Here is a 17235-nt window from a genome sequence, read left to right on the forward strand (position 1 = left end):
GCAACACACCATGAACCACGCGCACATACGCGGCCGTCGGCTCGCCGTGGCCGTCACCGCCGTGCTCGCCGTCTCCGCCGTCGGCGGGACGCTGGTCACCGCTCCGGTCGCCGAGGCGGCCGTCGCAGCGGCGACGCAGGACGCGAGCATCACGCTTCCGGCCGGCGAGAAGCTCGTCAGTTCCGGGAGCACCGGGTTCCTCACCTCGAAGGACGACGGCGCGGGTGGGACCGAGCTGACGTGGACGCGGTTCGCCGACGGCAACAGGACGCCGATTCCGGGGACGCTCGCCTACAAGAGCCGCTCGGACACGGTCATCACCCGTGAGGGGAATCGTTTCGTCCTGCGGGACATGAGCGTCAGCATGTTCACGACCTACGTGGAGCCGACCGGGATCGGGACGGAGTACACGGTCGTCGGGGCGGCCGGCTCGACGCTCTACCTCAGCGTCCCCAACCGGTACGAGGGCAACGACCTCTACCGGCTCACCCGTGTGAACGGCGTGCAGCAGCAGGAGCAGATCTCGACCCACCCCACCGCCACCACCTACAAGGTCGCGGCGGACTCGCTCTCCACCGTGTTCGTGTTCTTCACGCAGCCCGCCGGCTTCGGCCAGACCGGGTACTACCGCGCGCTGACGGACATCACCGGCAACTTCATGCGGCCCGAGCGGAGCACGCAGGCCTTCGACCCGGCCACCGTCACCGCCGCCATCAGCCCGACGTACAGCGCCTGGACGGAGCACGTGGACGGCGTCACACGGGTGGCCGTGGAGAAGCGGAGCGAGTTCGAGCCCTTCACACGCATCTCCCTTGGCGCGGGCAAGAGCGGGGTCGTCGTCGGGTTCAACGGCGACTGGGTGCTGTACGGGGTGCCGGGCGGGCTCACCGCCCCCACTCCCAACCCGCAGTACGCGCTCACCGCGCACAACGTCCTCACGGGCGAGAAGATGACGCTGCTCGACCACTTCACGTCGACGTCGACCGCACCCGACGGCAGCGTCTACGTCCAGGGCGGGAAGGCGTCCGACGGCGAGGGGCTGTTCAAGATCGCGGAAGGCGGCTATCCGCAGGCCTCGCTGATCGCGGCCACCCCCGGCGCGTCGACCAACCCGGCCGTCCTCCGCAGCACCGTCCCCGCCGTGGCCGAGCTCGACCGCAACGGCGGTCAGGTCGCCATGGAGTGGGAACTCTCGCGGTACAACGTGAACATGGACGTCACCCTGCGGCACACCGTGACCGGGAAGACGTTCACGAAGCGGCTCACGCGGCCCGCCGCCCCCGCGCGGCTCACCTGGGACGGGCTCGTCGACGGGGCCAGCGCCCCGAACGGCGACTACACCTGGCAGGTCACCCTCACGCCGGCCAACGGCATCGGGTACCCGGGATACGCCTCCGGCGCCTTCAAGGTCGTCCGCAAGGCCAACCCGCACGACTTCAACGACAACGGCTCGCCGGACCTGCTCGCACGGGACGCTTCGGGCGTGCTGTGGCGGGACGACCTGCTCGACTGGCCGGTGGGCGGTCAGGTGACGCCGGCGAAGCCCCGCGTGAAGATCGGTACGGGGTGGAACACGTACAACCTGATCGAGGCGGCCGGGAACAACGGCGGCTCCGCCGTCGGCGACGTCCTCGGGCGGGACACGGCCGGGGTGCTGTGGAACTACCCCGGCAAGGGCGACGGCACCTTCGGCACCCGGATCAAGGTCGGTCCCGGCTGGGGCATCTACAACAAGCTCGCCGGCGGGTCCGACCTCAACGGTGACGGCAAGGCCGACCTCGTCGCCACCGACGCGTCCGGCGTGCTGTGGTTCTACAAGGGCACGGGCAGCTCCACCGCGCCGTACGCGGGCCGGGTGAAGGTCGGGTCCGGCTGGGGCGTCTACAACCAGCTGACGGCCGTCGGGAACATCGCCGGCGGAGTCGCCGGCGACCTCGTCGCACGGGACGCGGCGGGCGTGCTGTGGCTGTACCTCGGGAAGGGCGACGGGACGTTCGCGGCCCGGACGAAGATCGGTACGGGCTGGGGCGGTTACAGCCAGATGGTGGGCGTCGGCGACGCGAACAACGACGGCCGGAACGACCTCGTCGCCTACGGGTCGGCGGGGACGCACGTCTTCCTCGGGACGGGTTCGTGGGCGGCGCCGTTCACGAAGACCGTGACCTCGCTGTACGCGGGCGAGGGGACCAGGTTCACGTCGGTGTCGTGACGCTCCCCCAGTAGCGCGACGCCCGGGCGGTCGCGCCCCGGACGGCTCGCCGTAGCATCCGGGGCGTGACCTCCACCAGCACCTTCGTACTCTTCGACGTCGACGGGACCCTCATGGACGCCGTCGCCGACCAGCGGCGCATGTGGCACGAGTGGGCCGCCCGATACGGGCTCGACGGGGATGCGGTGTACGCCGTGGCCCTGCGGACGCGGCCGGTCGAGACCTTCGCGGCCGTCGCCCCCGGGCACGACCCGGACGAGTGCCTCGCCCTGCTGCACGCGCTGGAGGACGAGGACGTCCGTACGGGCTCGTACGCGGCCTTCGACGGGGCCGCCGAGCTGCTCGGGGGACTTCCGGCGGACCGGTGGGCGATCGTCACGTCGAACTACGAGCACCGGGTGCGGGGGCGGTTCGAGCGGACCGGGCTGCCGCTGCCGGGGCTGATCGTGGACGCGGCCTCGGTGACCGAGGGGAAGCCGTCCCCCGTCCCGTACCTCCTCGCGGCCGAGAAGCTGGGCGCGGACCCGGCGGAGTGCCTGGTCATCGAGGACGCGCCCTCCGGGGTCCACTCGGGGCTCGCCGCCGGGATGACGGTCTGGTCGGTGAACGGCCCCGATCAAGTGGCGGGCGCCCAACGCCACTTCGCCACCCTCGCCGAGGCGGCTCCGCACATCCTGGCGACGCTGACGTAGCCCTGCGCACGCGCACTGTGAGGCGGGTCACAGGGAACGTATCGGTGCTTCGGCTCCTCCTTCGGGTGTCGGCTCTCGGCGCCGGCCTCGACTCGGAGGGGGACCCATGACGGTCATCGACATCCAGCGGCCTCGTACGGCCACAGGCACGCGGGCCGTCCCGGCGCTGCTCGCCGTCCTCGCGCTGGTGCACGTCTACTGGGCCACCGGCCTGACCTGGCCGGCCCACGACGAGCGGGCGCTCTCGCTCGCGGTCCTCGGCAGTGTCGTCTCCTTCGGGCCGCCCGTCGTGCTGCCGCTCGCCGCGCTGGAGGGCCTCGCCGCCCTGGCCGTGTACGCCCGGGTGCGTGGTCGGGGCGGCAGGGCGGCGCAGTGGGTGACGGCCGCCGTGGCCGCCGGGATGCTGCTGCGCGCGGCGGTCGGGGTGGTGTGGATCGTGGTCGGGCGCGACGGCTCCGGTGCGGCGTTCCCGTGGCTGAACGCCTTCCTGTACACGCCCCTGTGCCTGGTCTTCGGATGGGCGGCCCTGCGTGCCGCCCGCTGATCACGCCGGCCGGGGTGCCGGCCGGGACGGCGTCGAGCAGGGAGTCGAGCGGGGCCGCACCCGAGGCGTCGACGGGGGCTGCGAACGCGGCGCCGACCGGGGCTTCGAACGAGGCGTCGCGCTGGCCCGGGCCGCCCGGCGGGGGGACACGCTGGCCCTGCACGACCTGCTCGACCATCTCACCCCGTACATCTCCCGGATCTGCCGTCCGATCGCGCTGGACGACGGCCCGGACGCCACTCAGGAGGCACTGGTCGCCGTGTTCACGTCGCTGCGGTCGTTGCGGGATCCGGAGGCGCTGTACGGGTGGGTGCGGGGGATCTCCGTACGCGAGGCGGTCCGGGTCGCCAAGCGGGCGGCGCGGGCGCGGCCGGCCGAGTCGGCCGACGTACCGGAGCGGGGTGATCCGCAGCTCGCCGCCGACATCGACGACGTCCTCTCGCGGCTGTCTCCGCAGCATCGCGCCGTGCTCGTGCTGCGCGATGTCGAAGGAATGGACGAGGAGTCCGCGGCGGCCGTGCTCGGCGTTCCGGCCGGCACCGCGAAGTCGCGGCTGCACCGGGCCCGGCAGAGTTTCCGAAAGGCGTGGAACGGATGACACAGACCAACGTGGGGCGGCTGCGCGTCATGGGGGCCGCGATCCGGGGGGCTCATCTCGTCGAGGGAGTGCTGCCCTCGTCGTTCGACGAGGTGTGGGACGTGATGGGGGATCTCGAAGGGGGCTTCGGGGACTTCCAGCCGGACATGCGGTCCGTGCGGGTCCTCCGTGTCGACGGCGACCGCGTCGAGGCCCTGGCCCGCAGCCGGTACGGCATGCGCGCCCACTTCCACGGCGTCCTGCGCCCCGGCTGGGGCTGGCTGCAGAGCCGGTTCCTGGTCGTCGGGATGGCGGCCGACGCGCTGGACGACGGCCGGACGAGGGTGGCGCTCACCGGAGGCGTACGCGTGCCGGGGAGGCCCGCCCTCGTACCGATCGGGGCGCGCGGGGAGCTCGAACAGGCCATGAGGCGGCTCGGCGAGCGCGTGCGCTAGGGGCGGGTCCTGCCGGGGTGGGGTCCTGCCGGGGTGGGGTCCTGCCGAGTGGGGGTCCTGCCGGGGTGGGGTCCTGCCGCGCGCTCACCGCCCGGTCTCGTGGGCGCCGGCGGCGATCTCGCGGGCCGCGTCGGCCACCGCCCGGAAGTCCTTGCGCAGGATCTTGGAGTGGTTGCTCGGGACCTTGGCGCTGACCCGGACGTGCGGGTTGCGTGCGGTCACCGGGTTCATGTTGTCGCGGATCTCCTCCATCAGCTTCGGGTCGCCGCCCAGGTTGCCGTCGGTGGCGAGGACGTACCTGGTGGGAACCGTCAGGCGGTCGAAGACCGGGTCGAGGAGGGCGGGCGCGCAGAGCTCGTTGACCTCGATGTTGATCTCGGCGTGCTGCTCGGCGCTCATCCGGGCCGCCATGCCGATCCGGCGGGCGACCGGGAACAGCGGGCTCAGGCGGCGGAACAGCTTGCGGACCTGCGCCTTGTTGGCCTCGTCGAGCCATGCGTGCGGCATGGCGCCGTCCACGGACACGACGCCGAGGACACGGTCCGGGTTCCGGGAGGCCCAGTGCACGGCGAGCATCGCACCGTAGGACCAGCCCACCAGGATCGGGCGCTCCACGCCCCGGGCGGTGAGGACGGCGTCGAGGTCGCGCAGGCAGGCTTCGAAGGAGTAGTCCTCGGAGAGTCCCGACTTGCCGCGGGCGCGCTCGTCGTAGGTGATGTGCCGGTAGTCGCCGCCGAGTTCGGTGATCACGCGGCGCCAGTGCTTCTGGTCGGCGTAGGAGCCGTTGAGGTAGACGACGGGGCGGCCGGGGCCGCCGGTGTCGGTCACGGCGAGGGTGGTGTCGTCGACGGAGACCGTGCCGGTCCAGGGGGCGGGGTGCTGGGTGGTGGTGGAGGAGGCGGTGGTGGTGGTGGTCTTCACGGTGTTCCTTCTTCTGGTGGTGAGGAGCGGGGGCGGGGTGGAGGGGTGTCTCGGAGGCGGGGTGTCTCAGAGACTGCGGGCGGTGATGTCGCCGTGGGCGGTGGTGGCCTGGATGTTCAGGCCGGCCTTGGCGCCCGCGCTGTTCTGGAGGGTGTTGCTGATGCGGCCGTAGGAGGTGCCGGCGTCGAGGGTGGCGGAGACCCCCTGCGCGGCGCCGACCTCCAGGTCACCGGCCTCCGTGCGCAGCACGACCGTGCCGCCCAGGGCCTCGGTGATGCGGATGTCGCCCTGCTGGGTGCGGATCTCGGCGGCCCCGTCCAGGCGGCCGACGGTGATGTCACCGGCCTGGAGGGTGAGGTGGGCGGCGGCGGTCTCGTCGAGCTTGACCGTGCCCTGCGCGCTCTCGAAGGTGACGTCACCGAGGCGTCCGACTCCGTGGAGTTCGGCGGTGGCCGTCTTCGCCTCGACGCTGGAGCCGGCGGGGAGCTGGACGGTGACCTCGACGGAGCCGGAGTTGCCGAGGATGCGGTTCTCGGCCTCCGCGGCCTCGATCCGCAGCACACCGTCGGCGTAGGCGACGGCGATCTGCTCGGCGGCCTTCACGTCGCGGCCCTTCGAGGCGTCGGCCGGGAGGACCTCGACCGTGGCGTCGGCCCGGTCGGCGGCGATGAAGCGGATCAGACCCGCGGGGACGGACAGGACGACGGCGATCGGGGCGGTGGTGGGGAACTGCATGACGTACTCCTCGGATTCTTGCGGTTCAGGCTCTCGGACTCTTGTCCGCGCCGTTTCCGACAAGAGAAACGCTACGTTGCGTTCACGATTCCTGCAACGACCCTCCTGCTCCAATCCCCCATCCATGCAGGTCACACCAGGAATTTCATTGCAACCACCATGCGGGCTAATGCAACAAATCCTATGGGGGCGTTGCAATGGAATGGAGGTGAACGCGCCGCGGACCCCCGGTCGGCGTTCAACTGCCCTTCAGCGAGCTTTCAATGACCCTTCAGCGGTCTCCGCGACCCTTCAACCGCCGTCCCGCGAGCCGCACTTGGCATCAGTACAGAGGTGAATAACCCTCAGCTAATGTGTGGCCCATGCAGGGGGAACAGGAAGACCACACCGGTCCGGGCAGCCTGAACGGCAGCGGAGCCATGCCACTCGAGGCGGGAGACCCCCGCCGGATCGGGGCCTTCAGGCTCCTCGGCGTGCTGGGATCCGGCGGTATGGGGCGGGTCTATCTCGGCGCCGTGCCGGGGAAGTTCGCGGCGGTGAAGCGGGTCCTTCCCCTGCTCGCCGAGGACGCCGACTTCCTGAGCCACTTCGGGCACGAGCTCGACAACCTGGCCCGACTGCCCGGCGGGGCCGACACGAAGCTCCTCGCGAGCGACCGCACGGCCAAACCGCCGTGGTTCGCGACCGAGTTCATCCCCGGCATCACCCTCAGCGAGGCCGTCCGGCTGCACGGCGGCCCGCTGCCGACGGAGTCCCTCTGGCGGCTCCTCCGGGACGCGGCGGCCGGGCTGAAGGTCGTGCACGGCGCCGACATGGTGCACCGCGACCTCAAGCCGTCCAACATCATGCTGACCGGCAGCGGCCTCTCCCTCATCGACTTCGGCGTGGCCCGCGCGGCCGACCAGAGCCGGCTCACCAAGACCGGCATGGTCATCGGCACCCCCGCCTACATGGCACCCGAGCAGGCCGTCGCCGACCGCCAACTGACCGGCGCCGCAGATGTCTTCGCGCTGGGAAGCCTGCTCCTGTACGCGGCGAACGGGCGGCCCCCGTTCGGTGACGGCTCCGGGCCCGACCTCCTCTACCGCGTCGTCCACGGCGAGCCCGACTTCGGGAAGCTCCCCGAGAGCGACCCCGAGCTCGCCGCGCTCGTCCGGACCTGCTTCGCCAAGGACCCCGCGGACCGGCCGACCGCCGCCGAGCTCGTCGAGCGGGCCGCCCAGAAGGCCGCCGGGGCCACGTGGCCCGCCGCCGTCGCCGAACGGATAGGCGAGCGAGCGGAATTCGCCGCCGGCGCGCCCACCGCCGAGCACCTGGCGGAGCTGGAGCGGGCCGAGCCGGCCCAGGACGTCGCGACCGCCTCGCTCACCCCGCAGGGCGGGAAGGAGCCGGCCACCGCCGCCCCCGACCCCGCCTCGGTCACCGGGGCGGCCGCCCCGGGCGCCAGGCGGACCCGGCGGAATCGATTCGTCATGGTGGCCGTGCCCGTCGTCGTGGCGACCGGCACGACCCTGACCGTCGCCCTCGGCCCGTACGAGATCGGCCGCCTCGGCGCGGCCCCCGACACCTCGGGCTCGCCCTCCGTCGTCGCCTCGCAGCCGGCGCCCGGCAACCCCGCGCCCGTACCCTCGTCGCCCTCCGCGTCCGCGAAGCCGGGCGCCTCCACCTCCCCGTCCGCCTCCGCCTCCTCGGGTCCGCCCTCCGCGCCTCCCGCCGGGTCCACGGCGGCCCCTCCGCCCGGCACGGGCGGTGCGGGAGGTGCGGGAGGTGGTGGAGGGACCGCGCCCGGAGACGGAAGCGGGTCCGGCAGCGGGTCCGGCAGCGGTTCGACGACCAGCCCGGGCGGCGGCGGATCCACCACGACCAGCCCCGGCGGCGACGGAGGCGGTGGCGGGACGAAGACCACGCAGCCGCCCGCCCCGCAGCCCTCGCGGACCACCGACCGGCCCGCTCCCCCGCCGGCCACCGGCGGCGGTGGCTCGGTGCCCTCGGGGACGTACTCCGTCGAGAACGTCTCCAGTGGGGAGTGCCTGTCCGAGAGCCACCCCGCGTGGGGCGGCGTCATGGTCAACACCGCCCCGTGCGGCACCCCGCCCACCAGCGGCACCATCACCTACTCCTGGACCTACTCGTCCACGGGGAACGGCACCTTCCGGCTGATCAACAAGAAGTCCGGCTACTGCCTCCAGCCGGGCGGCACACCCGGCTTCACCGCCAAGGCCTGCGACGGCTCCAGCCTCCAGTCGTGGACGATCGGCACCAAGACGTCCGCGGGTCACACCATCAAGAACGTGAACAGCGGCGACTGCATGATCCCCGGCCCGCCGTTCCTGATGATGTACGCCTGCAACCCGAGCGACAGGAGCCACCTCTGGCGGAACGTCTCTCCGGTCTGAACCGCGCGTCAGGTGCCGGCCGTGAAGACCGGCACCGTCGCGTCGCCCTCCGCGCGGAAGGCGACCCGTAGCTCCATGCCGATCCGGAGGTCCGCCTCCGGGACGTCCACGACCTCCGTCATCATGCGCGGCCCCTCCGCGAGGTCGACGACGGCGGCGACGTACGGGACGCGCTCGCCGAAGGGCGGGAGGTCGTTCCGGTGGACGACCGACCAGGTGTAGAGCGTGGCGCGGCCGCTCGCCCGCTCCCAGCCGACGTCCTCGCTCCAGCAGTGGGGGCAGAACTCGCGCGGGTAGTGGTGGGTCCGGTCGCAGGCCGCGCAGTGGCGCAGCAGGAGCCCGCCCTCCGCGGCGGCGTCCCAGTACGGGCGGGTGAAGGCGTCGATCTCGGGGTCGGCTGCCGTCATCAGAAGAGTCCGATCGCGTGGTCGAGGGACCAGGTCTGCCAGGACATCGCGAGGAGCGCGACCAGGGAGATCAGCGCCATCATCGCGTTCTGCCCCTGCTCGGCCCAGTCGTGGATCATCAGGACGAGGTAGAGGAGGTTGAGGAGGAGGCCGCCGACGAGGGCGACCGGGGTGAGGAAGCCGACGACCAGGCCGAGGCCGAGGGCGAGTTCGGCGTAGACGACGACGTACGCCATGACCTTGGGGCGGGGCGCGACGACGGTGTCGAAGCCCTTCTTCACCTGCGGCCACTTGTGCTTGGCGGCGACGTCGGCGGCCCAGGCTATGCCGGTGCCGCGCTCGAACCAGCCCTTCCTGTCCTTGTGCCGCCAGCTCTCCAGCCACCACAGGCCGAGGCCGATGCGGAGGACGGCGAGCCATTCGGCGCCGGTGAGCCAGACGGTCTGCATGCGCGCCCCCACGAGCCGGTCCGGGAATCCGAAGAGATGAATCTGACGGTACGTCAGTTCAGCGCAGGGCGGGTCCCCGCGCAAGAGGCGGGCGGGCCCGACGCGGGCGAGCGGGCCCGACACGGGCGGACGTGACCGATTCGCAACCGAAATCCCTCCCGGTCGAGACCCACTACGTGTACACGTCATTACGCTCAGCATTCATGGCCACCACCCCCCAGCAATCTCCCGCTCACCCCGTGTACGTCATCGGCGGCGGCCCCGGCGGACTCGCCGTCGCCGCCTCCCTGCGCGAGCGCGGAGTACGGGCCGTCGTCCTGGAGAAGTCCGACGCCGTCGGCGCCTCCTGGCGCACCCACTACGACCGGCTGCGCCTCCACACCACCCGGCGCCTCTCCGGCCTCCCCGGCCTGCGGATACCCCGCTCCTTCGGGCGCTGGGTCGCCCGCGCCGACGTCGTGCGGTACCTGGAGAAGTACGCGGAGAAGCACGAGCTGGAGGTCGTGACGGGCGTCGAGGTCTTCCGTATCGACCGGGCGGGCGACGAGTGGGTCCTGCACGCGACCGGCGGCCGACGGCTCACCGGGAGTGCCGTGGTCATGGCCACCGGCTACAACCACACCCCGCGCCTGCCGGAGTGGCCCGGCCTCGACGCGTACGCGGGCGAGCTGAGCCACGCCCGCGAGTACCGCAACCCGAAGCCGTACGCGGGGAAGGACGTCCTCGTCGTGGGCGTCGGGAACACCGGGGCCGAGATCGCCGCCGACCTCGCCGAGGGCGGCGCCGGGCGCGTGCGGCTCGCGGTGCGGACCGTCCCGCACATCGTGCGGCGCACGACCCTCGGCTGGCCGGCCCAGCGCAGCGGCATCCTGGTCCGGCGCCTGCCGACGGCGGTCGTCGACCGACTGGGCGACGTGATCGCCCGCTGCTTCCTGCCCGACCTGTCGGCGCACGGGCTGCCCCGGCCCGGGAAGGGCCTCGCCACCCGCCAGCGGGAAGGCGCGGTCCCGGTGCAGGACGTGGGCCTCATCGAGGCCGTACGGGCCGGGAAGGTCGAGGTCGTCGCCGCCGTCGAGGGTTTCGAGGACGGCGAGGTGCTCCTCGCGGACGGCACCCGGATCGCCCCGGACGCGGTGATCGCGGCGACCGGCTACCGGCGCGCCCTGGAGCCGCTCCTCGGTCACCTGGACGGGGTGCTCGACGCGAGCGGCCGGCCGGTGGTGCACGGGGCGCGCAGCCCGCGCGAGGCGCCGGGGCTCTTCTTCCAGGGCTTCACCAACCCGATCAGCGGGATGCTGCGCGAGCTGGCGATCGACGCGGAGAAGATCGCGCGCAGGATCGCGAGGAGCGCCAAGCGCCGCTGAGTGGCGCTGAGTTGGCGCTGAGTTGGCGCTTAGCCCGGCCGTGCGCCGCCCGCGGGCCCGTCCGGGGCGCGTCCGGGGCGTCCGGGGCGTCCGGGGATTTGCGGTGTCGGCAAGTTTCCTTGCAGCACGGGGTGACGCGCGCGAGCCTTGCCGGGCACTGTTCCCGAACGTCAGGGGTGGACCATGACCACGTCCAAGGCGACCAAGGCAACCAAGACGTCCGAGGCGACGGCGGCCGATGCCGCTCGCCCCCCTCACCCCCCGCTGAGCCGACGCAGACGCTGGACGGTGCTGGCCGTCTGCTGCCTCAGCATGTTCCTGGTGGGCCTGGACACCACCGTCGTCAATGTGGGTCTGCCCGCCATCGGGCGCGGTCTGGACGTCGGCACGCGCGGTCTCGAATGGATCGTGGACGCCTACACCCTCGTCCTGGCCTCTCTCCTGATCTCCGCCGGCGCGCTGGCGGACCGCTTCGGGCGCCGCAGGGTCTTCCGGTGCGGGCTGGTGGTGTTCGGCGTGGCCTCGCTTCTCTGCGCGCTCGCCCCGTCGGCGGGCGCCCTCGTCGCGGGACGCGCCCTGCAGGGCGTCGGCGCCTCGATGCTCAGCCCCGTGGCGCTCGCGATCGTGGTGAACGCGATGCCGGAACCGAAGGAGCGGGCGCGGGCGATCGGCGTGTGGGCGTCGGTGTTCGGACTGAGCATGGCCGCCGGGCCCCTCACGGGCGGCGCGCTGCTCGCGGGGCTCGACTGGCGGGCGCTGTTCTGGATCAACGCGCCCGTCGTCGTGGCCGCGCTGGTGCTCACCGCGGTGTTCGTGCCGGAGTCCCGGGCCCCGCGCGCACGGCGGCTCGACCTGCCCGGGCAGTTCCTGCTGACCGTCGTCCTCGCGGCCGTGGTCGGCATCCTGATCGAGGGGCCGCGCATCGGCTGGACGTCTCCCGCGGCGCTCGCGGGATACACGGCAGCCGCCGCGGCGACGGCCGGCTTCGTGTGGGCCGAGTCCCGCCGGCCCGAACCCCTGATGGATCTGCGACTCTTCGGGCGCCCCGTCTTCAGCGGTGCCGTCGTCGGCGCGGTGGCCGTCTTCGTCGCCCTGAACATGACGCTGCTGCTGAACACCCTCTACCTCCAGCACACCCGGGGCTGGTCGCCGCTGGCCGCCGGCGCGGCGACCCTGCCCCTGGCCGTCGGCGCGACCCTCTGCGCCCCCTGGTCCGGCCGCATGGTGGGCCGTACGGGACCGCGGCCGCCGCTACTCCTCGCCGGCGGCTTCCTCACGGCCGGCGGGCTCTGTCTGGTCGGGCTCACCCCGCACACCAGCGTGTTCCTGCTGCTCGCCGCGCTCTCGCTCATCGGCATCGGGTTCGGCTTCGCCAACGCCCCGATCACCAACACCGCGGTCAACGGCCTGCCGCCCGCCCGTGCCGGTGTGGCCGGCGCGATCACCTCCACGGCACGGCAGCTCGGCGCCGCCCTCGGCATCGCGCTCGCCGGGGGCCTGGTCGCGACCGCCGCCCCGGCCGAGCTCGCGCAGGCGTCGCGCCCGGGCTGGATCCTGGTCGCCGTCTGCGGGGTCCTGCTCCTCGGCGTCGCACACGCGTCACGGCCGAAGAATGCCTAGAGAGAGGGTAGTTCGGGTACGACCCGACCATCCACCCCCGCACATTCCCGAACATCCACTCCCGCACAACCATTCCTGACTGAGCGTCAGTTCGCTAATCTGACTATGCGTCAGGTCAATGGTCTTGGGCGGAAGGTGGAGCGGAACGATGCTTGGATCGACTCACGGCACCTTCACCACCGATCTCCGCGCCCGCGTGGTCGCCTGCGGGGAGGAGCCCACCGGCGTCGTGCACGGCTTCACCGCCGCCCCCGGCGACCAGGACGTCAGCGGACGCCCGCTGCACGCCGCCGTGCCCGACCTCGACCGGTTCTTCCGGCCGGGGTCCGTCGCCGTCGTCGGCGCCTCCGACACCGAGGGCCGCCCCAACACCGGCATCACCCGACAGCTCCTCGCCTGGGCGGAGCGGGTCGGCGCCCGGCTCGTACCCGTGCACCCGACCCGTACGAGCGTCTTCGGGATCGACTGCGTACCCTCCGTCGGCGCACTCACCGAACCCGTCGACCTCGCCGTCCTCCTCGTGGCCGACCCGCTCCCCGTCATCGAGGAACTCGCCGACACGAAGGTGCGGTTCGCGGTCGCCTTCGCCTCCGGCTTCGCCGAGACCGGCGAGGCCGGCGCCGCCGCGCAGGAACGTCTCGCCGCCGCCGTCCGCCGCTCGGGGCTCCGGCTCCTCGGCCCCAACACCAACCTCAACGCCTTCGAGCGCTTCCGCGAGGACCTCGAAGGCCCGGCCGTCGCCCTCATCACCCAGTCCGGCCACCAGGGACGGCCCGTCTTCACCCTCCAGGAGCTGGGCGTCCGGCTCTCCCACTGGGCACCCACCGGAAACGAAGCCGACCTGGAGACCTCCGACTTCATCTCGTACTTCGCCGGACTGCCCGAGGTCGGCGCCATCGCCTGCTACGTCGAGGGGCTCAAGGACGGCCGCTCCTTCCTCCTCGCCGCCGACCGGGCCGCGCGCCAGGGCGTCCCCGTCGTCGCCGTGAAGGTCGGCCGCACCGAGACCGGGGCCCGCACCGCCGCCTCCCACACCGGCAAGCTCACCGGCGCCGACCAGGTGGTCGACGCCGCCATGCGCCAGTACGGGGTGATCCGGGTCGACGGCCTCGACCAGCTCCAGGACACCGCGACCCTGCTCGCCCGCGCCCGCAGGCCGCAGGCCGACGGCGTCGTCGTCTACTCGATCTCCGGCGGTACGGGCGCCCACTTCGCCGACCTGGCGACGGCGGCCGGGCTCGAACTCCCCACGCTCCCGCAGGCCAAGCAGGACGAACTGCACCAGTGGATCCCGGAGTACCTGAGCGTCTCGAACCCCGTCGACAACGGCGGGCACCCGGTGGGCGACTGGCGCGGCCGGAAGATCATCGACGCGATCCTCGCCGACCCCTCCGTCGGCGTCCTCATCTGTCCGATCACCGGGCCCTTCCCGCCCATGAGCGACAAGCTCGCGCAGGACCTGGTCGACGCCGCCGAGGCGACGGACAAGCTGGTCTGCGTGGTGTGGGGCTCCCCCGTCGGCACCGAGGACGCCTACCGCACGACCCTCCTCGGCTCCTCGCGCGTCGCCACCTTCCGGACCTTCGGCAACTGCATCGGGGCCGTGAAGGCCTATCTCGACCACCACCGCTTCACCGTCGGCTACCGCTCCCCCTTCGACGAGGCCCCCCGCACCCCCTCCCCCTCCTTCCGCAAGGCGCAGGCCCTCATTCGCCCCGGCCGGCGACTCAGCGAGCACGCGGCCAAGCAGCTGCTGCGGGCGTACGGGATACGGGTGCCGCGCGAACAGCTCGTGACGAGCGCGGCGGCGGCGGTCCGGGCGGCGGGGCTCGTCGGCTACCCGGTCGTGATGAAGGCCTCGGGCGCGCAGCTCGCGCACAAGACGGAGCTGGGGCTCGTGAAGGTCGGGCTGACCTCGGCGAGCCAGGTCAGGGACGCGTACCGCGAGCTCACCGACATCGCGCGGTACGAGTCGATCGACCTCGACGGCGTCCTGGTCTGCCAGATGGTCGGGCGCGGGGTCGAGATGGTGGTGGGCGTGACGAGGGACGAGCTGTTCGGCCCGACGGTCACGGTCGGCCTCGGCGGGGTCCTGGTCGAGGTCCTCGGCGACACCGCCGTCCGCGTCCCGCCCTTCGGCGAGCACGAGGCCCGCTCGATGCTCGCCGACCTGCGCGGGAAGGCGCTCCTCGACGGAGTACGGGGTGCTCCGCCGGCCGACGTCGACGCGCTCGTCGAGGTCGTGCTGCGGGTGCAGCGGATGGCCCTCGAACTCGACGGCGACCTCGCCGAACTGGACATCAACCCGCTGATGGTGCTGCCGCGCGGGCAGGGGGCGGTGGCCCTGGACGCGCTGGCTGTCTGCCGATAGGAGTTTCTCGTGGACGAGGTCCTGCACACCGTGGAGAACGGCGTCTCATGGATCACGCTCAACCGCCCCGAGGCGATGAACGCCGTCACCTGGGACCAGCGGGAGCGGATCATCGCCCTGCTGGCGTCGGCCTCCGCCGACCCGGAGATCCGGGCGGTGGTCGTCACGGCGACGGGCCGGGGCTTCTGCGCGGGCGCGGACCTGCGGGGCGGCCCTGCGGCGGCCGCCGAGCGGGTCGCGGGGGACGTGGCCCGGATGATCCGGCAGGGCGCGCAGCGCTTCATCGGAGCGGTGATGGACTGCGAGAAGCCGGTGATCGCGGCGGTGAACGGCACGGCGGCGGGGATCGGCGCGCACCTGGCGTTCGCGTGCGACCTGGTGCTGGCGTCCGAATCGGCGCGCTTCATCGAGGTGTTCGTCCGGCGGGGCCTGGTCCCGGACGGCGGAGGCGCGTATCTCCTCCCCCGGCTGATCGGTCCGCAGCGGGCGAAGGAGCTGATGTTCTTCGGCGACGCGGTCGGCGCGGCGGAGGCGAGGGAGATGGGCCTGGTGAACCGGGTCGTCCCGGCGGAGGACCTGGAGAAGACGGCCCGAGAATGGGCCGAACGCCTGGCCCAGGGCCCCACCCGCGCCCTCGCCCTGACGAAACAGCTGGTCAACGCGTCCCTGGACACGGACCGCGCGACGGCCTTCGCGACGGAGGCCACGGCCCAGGAGCTCAACATGACGACACGGGACGCGCAGGAGGGGGTGGCGAGCTTCGTGGAACGGCGGGAGGCGCGGTACGAGGGGCGGTAGCGGAGGCTGTCGTACCGGAGCCCTATGGCGTGTCGCGCATATGCCACACACTGCCGCTCCGGGGGGGGACGGAATACCCAACTCCGCGCGCTCGCGCAAAAGATCCCGAAGATCAGGAAGATCCCTTCTTCTCGCTCCCGCGCTGCTCGCGGCCCTGCTGAGCCCGATGCTTCCGACGGGGGCGGCGGTGGCGGCTACGCCGGCGGCGACCGCGAGCACAGCTCCCACACTGGAAACGGAGCCTACGGCGCCGTCGGCGTACCCGACACCGGACCCGACGCCGACCCCGGACCCGACCCCAACGGTCGAGCCGACGCCCACCCCCACCGTCGCCCCCACCATCGACAACTGCCCCGCCCTGCCGCTCGCCCCCTTCGGCGACCCGGGCGACGCGGTCAGGACGGTGTCCGTCCCCGCCCCCGGCTCCGTCTGCTTCACGGTGACGGTGGAGCGGCCGGGACTGCACCGGATCCAGGGCACCGGAAGCCTGACCTTCACGTTCTCCTCCGGCGGAACGCGGCCCCTCGGGCGGCGGACGACCGTCGCACCGAGGGGCTTCCTATCTGACACACCGTCAGCTTCAATGGACGGTGTGATGGGACACGCCGGGATGGCCGCCACCGCCGTCCGACACCTGAGAGCGGCCGGTTCGCCGACGGCCGTCGAACCACTGCCACGGCCGGTACTGCGCGCGGTACGGGAGGACGAGCGACCGCCCGTCGACCCGGCCGAATTCCGCCGCGTCCTCGGTCACTTCGCGAGCGGGGTCACGATCGTCACGGCCCTCGACGCCGACGGTCCGGCGGGCTTCGCCTGCCAGTCCTTCGCCTCGCTCTCCCTCGACCCGCCCCTGGTCGCCTTCATGGTCGCCCGTACGTCGACGACCTGGCCCCGGATCGCGGACTCCGGAACCTTCTGCGTCAACATCCTCGGGGCCGAGCAGGGCCCGCTCTGCCGGTCGTTCGCGGTCAGCGGGGCCGACAAGTTCGCGGGGGTGGAGTGGGACCACGCGCCGGCCACCGGCTCACCGCGCCTCGCGGGCTCGCCCGCCTGGATCGACTGCACGATCACCGCCGTCCACACGGGCGGCGACCATCTGATCGTGGTCGGACGGGTCGAGTCGCTCGGCGCGGCGGAGGACGGGGATCCGCTGCTGTTCCACCGGGGGCGGTTCGGGCGGTTCAGCTCCTAGCCCTGCGCGTACAGGACGATCCCGCCCACCATGAAGACGCTCACCACGGCGAGCGTGCCCCAGAGAAGCAGGGAGACGAAGTAGCCCTGCCTCGCCGGCCGGGTGAGCAGCACCGCCACCGCCAGGACCGTCCAGCCCACGATCCACCCCCGCACGCCCGCCAGGGGTGCGAGGAGGGCGCCGGCGAGGCCCGCGAGCGCCAGTTGCCACCAGAGCGGGTCGCGGCCGGACTTGCGGCCCAGGTCCTCGCCCAGCAGCACCACGGGCAGGATCAGCACGGCGGAGACCGCGAACGCCACCAGTACGCCGAACACCGCCACGAACGGAAGCGCCAACAGGACGAGAGCGCCGCCGGCGGTGTCGTCTCCCGGCTCCGGCTCCATCGACAGGCCCACCGTCATGAGCACCGCCAGAGCCACCCCGGCCTCCAGCAGCAGCGCCAGCGTCGAGACCCGCAGCATCCGGGCGTGCGTACGCCCCATGTCAGGACCGCTGTTCATGAGCG

At 72.7% G+C, this 17235-nt stretch carries 16 protein-coding genes; 11 read left to right on the forward strand and 5 right to left on the reverse strand.

The genetic code is table 11. The features are described 5' to 3' along the window. Positions 1 to 10: 10 nt before the first annotated feature. From IE124_RS08760 to IE124_RS08780, 5 genes are all read left to right on the forward strand, one after another. Positions 11 to 2209, forward strand: a complete 2199-nt coding sequence (locus IE124_RS08760; RefSeq protein ID WP_189506562.1) for an FG-GAP repeat domain-containing protein — start codon at positions 11 to 13, stop codon at positions 2207 to 2209. A 65-nt stretch (positions 2210 to 2274) separates the two neighbouring features. Beyond that, positions 2275 to 2901: an HAD family hydrolase gene (locus IE124_RS08765; protein ID WP_268246709.1), complete on the forward strand. Its 627-nt coding sequence runs from the start codon at positions 2275 to 2277 to the stop codon at positions 2899 to 2901. Positions 2902 to 3007: 106 nt separating this feature from the next. After that, positions 3008 to 3445, forward strand: coding sequence for a DUF3995 domain-containing protein (locus IE124_RS08770; protein ID WP_189506564.1), 438 nt, complete (start codon positions 3008 to 3010; stop codon positions 3443 to 3445). Continuing rightward, entirely contained in the window at positions 3432 to 4043 is a 612-nt protein-coding gene (locus IE124_RS08775; RefSeq protein ID WP_370468744.1) for an RNA polymerase sigma factor, read from the forward strand. The genes IE124_RS08770 and IE124_RS08775 overlap by 14 nt, the downstream gene beginning before the upstream one ends. Next, positions 4040 to 4477 (forward strand): hypothetical protein, encoded by a 438-nt coding sequence (locus tag IE124_RS08780; protein ID WP_189506566.1) that lies wholly within the window; start codon positions 4040 to 4042, stop codon positions 4475 to 4477. Before IE124_RS08775 ends, IE124_RS08780 begins: the two co-directional genes overlap by 4 nt. A gap of 84 nt (positions 4478 to 4561) precedes the next feature. Here IE124_RS08780 and IE124_RS08785 read toward each other — a convergent pair whose 3' ends face one another. Beyond that, a complete protein-coding gene (locus tag IE124_RS08785; protein WP_189506568.1) occupies positions 4562 to 5398 on the reverse strand; it encodes an alpha/beta fold hydrolase in 837 nt (278 codons plus the stop codon). 66 nt (positions 5399 to 5464) lie between these two features. Continuing rightward, positions 5465 to 6133: a DUF4097 family beta strand repeat-containing protein gene (locus tag IE124_RS08790; RefSeq protein WP_189506571.1), complete on the reverse strand. Its 669-nt coding sequence runs from the start codon at positions 6131 to 6133 to the stop codon at positions 5465 to 5467. Between the two features lie 362 nt (positions 6134 to 6495). Between IE124_RS08790 and IE124_RS08795 the strand changes: the two genes are divergently transcribed. After that, a complete protein-coding gene (locus tag IE124_RS08795) occupies positions 6496 to 8529 on the forward strand; it encodes a serine/threonine-protein kinase (protein ID WP_229832292.1) in 2034 nt (677 codons plus the stop codon). A gap of 8 nt (positions 8530 to 8537) precedes the next feature. Here IE124_RS08795 and IE124_RS08800 read toward each other — a convergent pair whose 3' ends face one another. Further along, positions 8538 to 8936: a Zn-ribbon domain-containing OB-fold protein gene (locus IE124_RS08800; protein ID WP_189506573.1), complete on the reverse strand. Its 399-nt coding sequence runs from the start codon at positions 8934 to 8936 to the stop codon at positions 8538 to 8540. After that, positions 8936 to 9385: a DoxX family membrane protein gene (locus tag IE124_RS08805; protein ID WP_055641966.1), complete on the reverse strand. Its 450-nt coding sequence runs from the start codon at positions 9383 to 9385 to the stop codon at positions 8936 to 8938. Before IE124_RS08805 ends, IE124_RS08800 begins: the two co-directional genes overlap by 1 nt. Before the next feature lie 203 nt (positions 9386 to 9588). Between IE124_RS08805 and IE124_RS08810 the strand changes: the two genes are divergently transcribed. The 5 genes from IE124_RS08810 to IE124_RS08830 all read left to right on the forward strand — a co-directional run bounded on the left by IE124_RS08810 (position 9589) and on the right by IE124_RS08830 (position 16730). Next, positions 9589 to 10749 carry a flavin-containing monooxygenase gene (locus tag IE124_RS08810; RefSeq protein ID WP_189506575.1) on the forward strand — a complete coding sequence of 387 codons (1161 nt, stop codon included), beginning with the start codon at positions 9589 to 9591 and terminating at the stop codon, positions 10747 to 10749. Between the two features lie 183 nt (positions 10750 to 10932). Beyond that, positions 10933 to 12369, forward strand: a complete 1437-nt coding sequence (locus IE124_RS08815; protein WP_189506577.1) for an MFS transporter — start codon at positions 10933 to 10935, stop codon at positions 12367 to 12369. Positions 12370 to 12517: 148 nt separating this feature from the next. Next, positions 12518 to 14740, forward strand: coding sequence for an acetate--CoA ligase family protein (locus IE124_RS08820; protein ID WP_189506579.1), 2223 nt, complete (start codon positions 12518 to 12520; stop codon positions 14738 to 14740). Between the two features lie 9 nt (positions 14741 to 14749). Beyond that, a complete protein-coding gene (locus tag IE124_RS08825) occupies positions 14750 to 15538 on the forward strand; it encodes an enoyl-CoA hydratase/isomerase family protein (RefSeq protein WP_189506581.1) in 789 nt (262 codons plus the stop codon). Positions 15539 to 16148: 610 nt separating this feature from the next. Further along, a complete protein-coding gene (locus IE124_RS08830; RefSeq protein WP_189507197.1) occupies positions 16149 to 16730 on the forward strand; it encodes a flavin reductase family protein in 582 nt (193 codons plus the stop codon). Here IE124_RS08830 and IE124_RS08835 read toward each other — a convergent pair. After that, a complete protein-coding gene (locus IE124_RS08835) occupies positions 16727 to 17230 on the reverse strand; it encodes a hypothetical protein (protein ID WP_189506583.1) in 504 nt (167 codons plus the stop codon). The two genes, IE124_RS08830 and IE124_RS08835, sit on opposite strands and share 4 nt — an antisense overlap. Between the last annotated feature and the right edge of the window lie 5 nt (positions 17231 to 17235).

The sequence above is a fragment of the Streptomyces narbonensis genome, from assembly GCF_014649015.1.
GTDB lineage: Bacteria > Actinomycetota > Actinomycetes > Streptomycetales > Streptomycetaceae > Streptomyces > Streptomyces narbonensis.

Excerpts from the sequence above, each read along its gene's own strand:
- IE124_RS08810 (WP_189506575.1), top strand. The coding sequence starts at position 9,589 with ATGGCCACCACCCCCCAGCAATCTCCCGCTCACCCCGTGTACGTCATC.
- IE124_RS08805 (WP_055641966.1), bottom strand. The coding sequence starts at position 9,385 with ATGCAGACCGTCTGGCTCACCGGCGCCGAATGGCTCGCCGTCCTCCGC.
- IE124_RS08835 (WP_189506583.1), bottom strand. The coding sequence starts at position 17,230 with ATGAACAGCGGTCCTGACATGGGGCGTACGCACGCCCGGATGCTGCGG.
- IE124_RS08815 (WP_189506577.1), top strand. The coding sequence starts at position 10,933 with ATGACCACGTCCAAGGCGACCAAGGCAACCAAGACGTCCGAGGCGACG.
- IE124_RS08820 (WP_189506579.1), top strand. The coding sequence starts at position 12,518 with ATGCTTGGATCGACTCACGGCACCTTCACCACCGATCTCCGCGCCCGC.
- IE124_RS08780 (WP_189506566.1), top strand. The coding sequence starts at position 4,040 with ATGACACAGACCAACGTGGGGCGGCTGCGCGTCATGGGGGCCGCGATC.
- IE124_RS08795 (WP_229832292.1), top strand. The coding sequence starts at position 6,496 with ATGCAGGGGGAACAGGAAGACCACACCGGTCCGGGCAGCCTGAACGGC.
- IE124_RS08800 (WP_189506573.1), bottom strand. The coding sequence starts at position 8,936 with ATGACGGCAGCCGACCCCGAGATCGACGCCTTCACCCGCCCGTACTGG.
- IE124_RS08760 (WP_189506562.1), top strand. The coding sequence starts at position 11 with ATGAACCACGCGCACATACGCGGCCGTCGGCTCGCCGTGGCCGTCACC.
- IE124_RS08790 (WP_189506571.1), bottom strand. The coding sequence starts at position 6,133 with ATGCAGTTCCCCACCACCGCCCCGATCGCCGTCGTCCTGTCCGTCCCC.
- IE124_RS08830 (WP_189507197.1), top strand. The coding sequence starts at position 16,149 with ATGGCCGCCACCGCCGTCCGACACCTGAGAGCGGCCGGTTCGCCGACG.
- IE124_RS08770 (WP_189506564.1), top strand. The coding sequence starts at position 3,008 with ATGACGGTCATCGACATCCAGCGGCCTCGTACGGCCACAGGCACGCGG.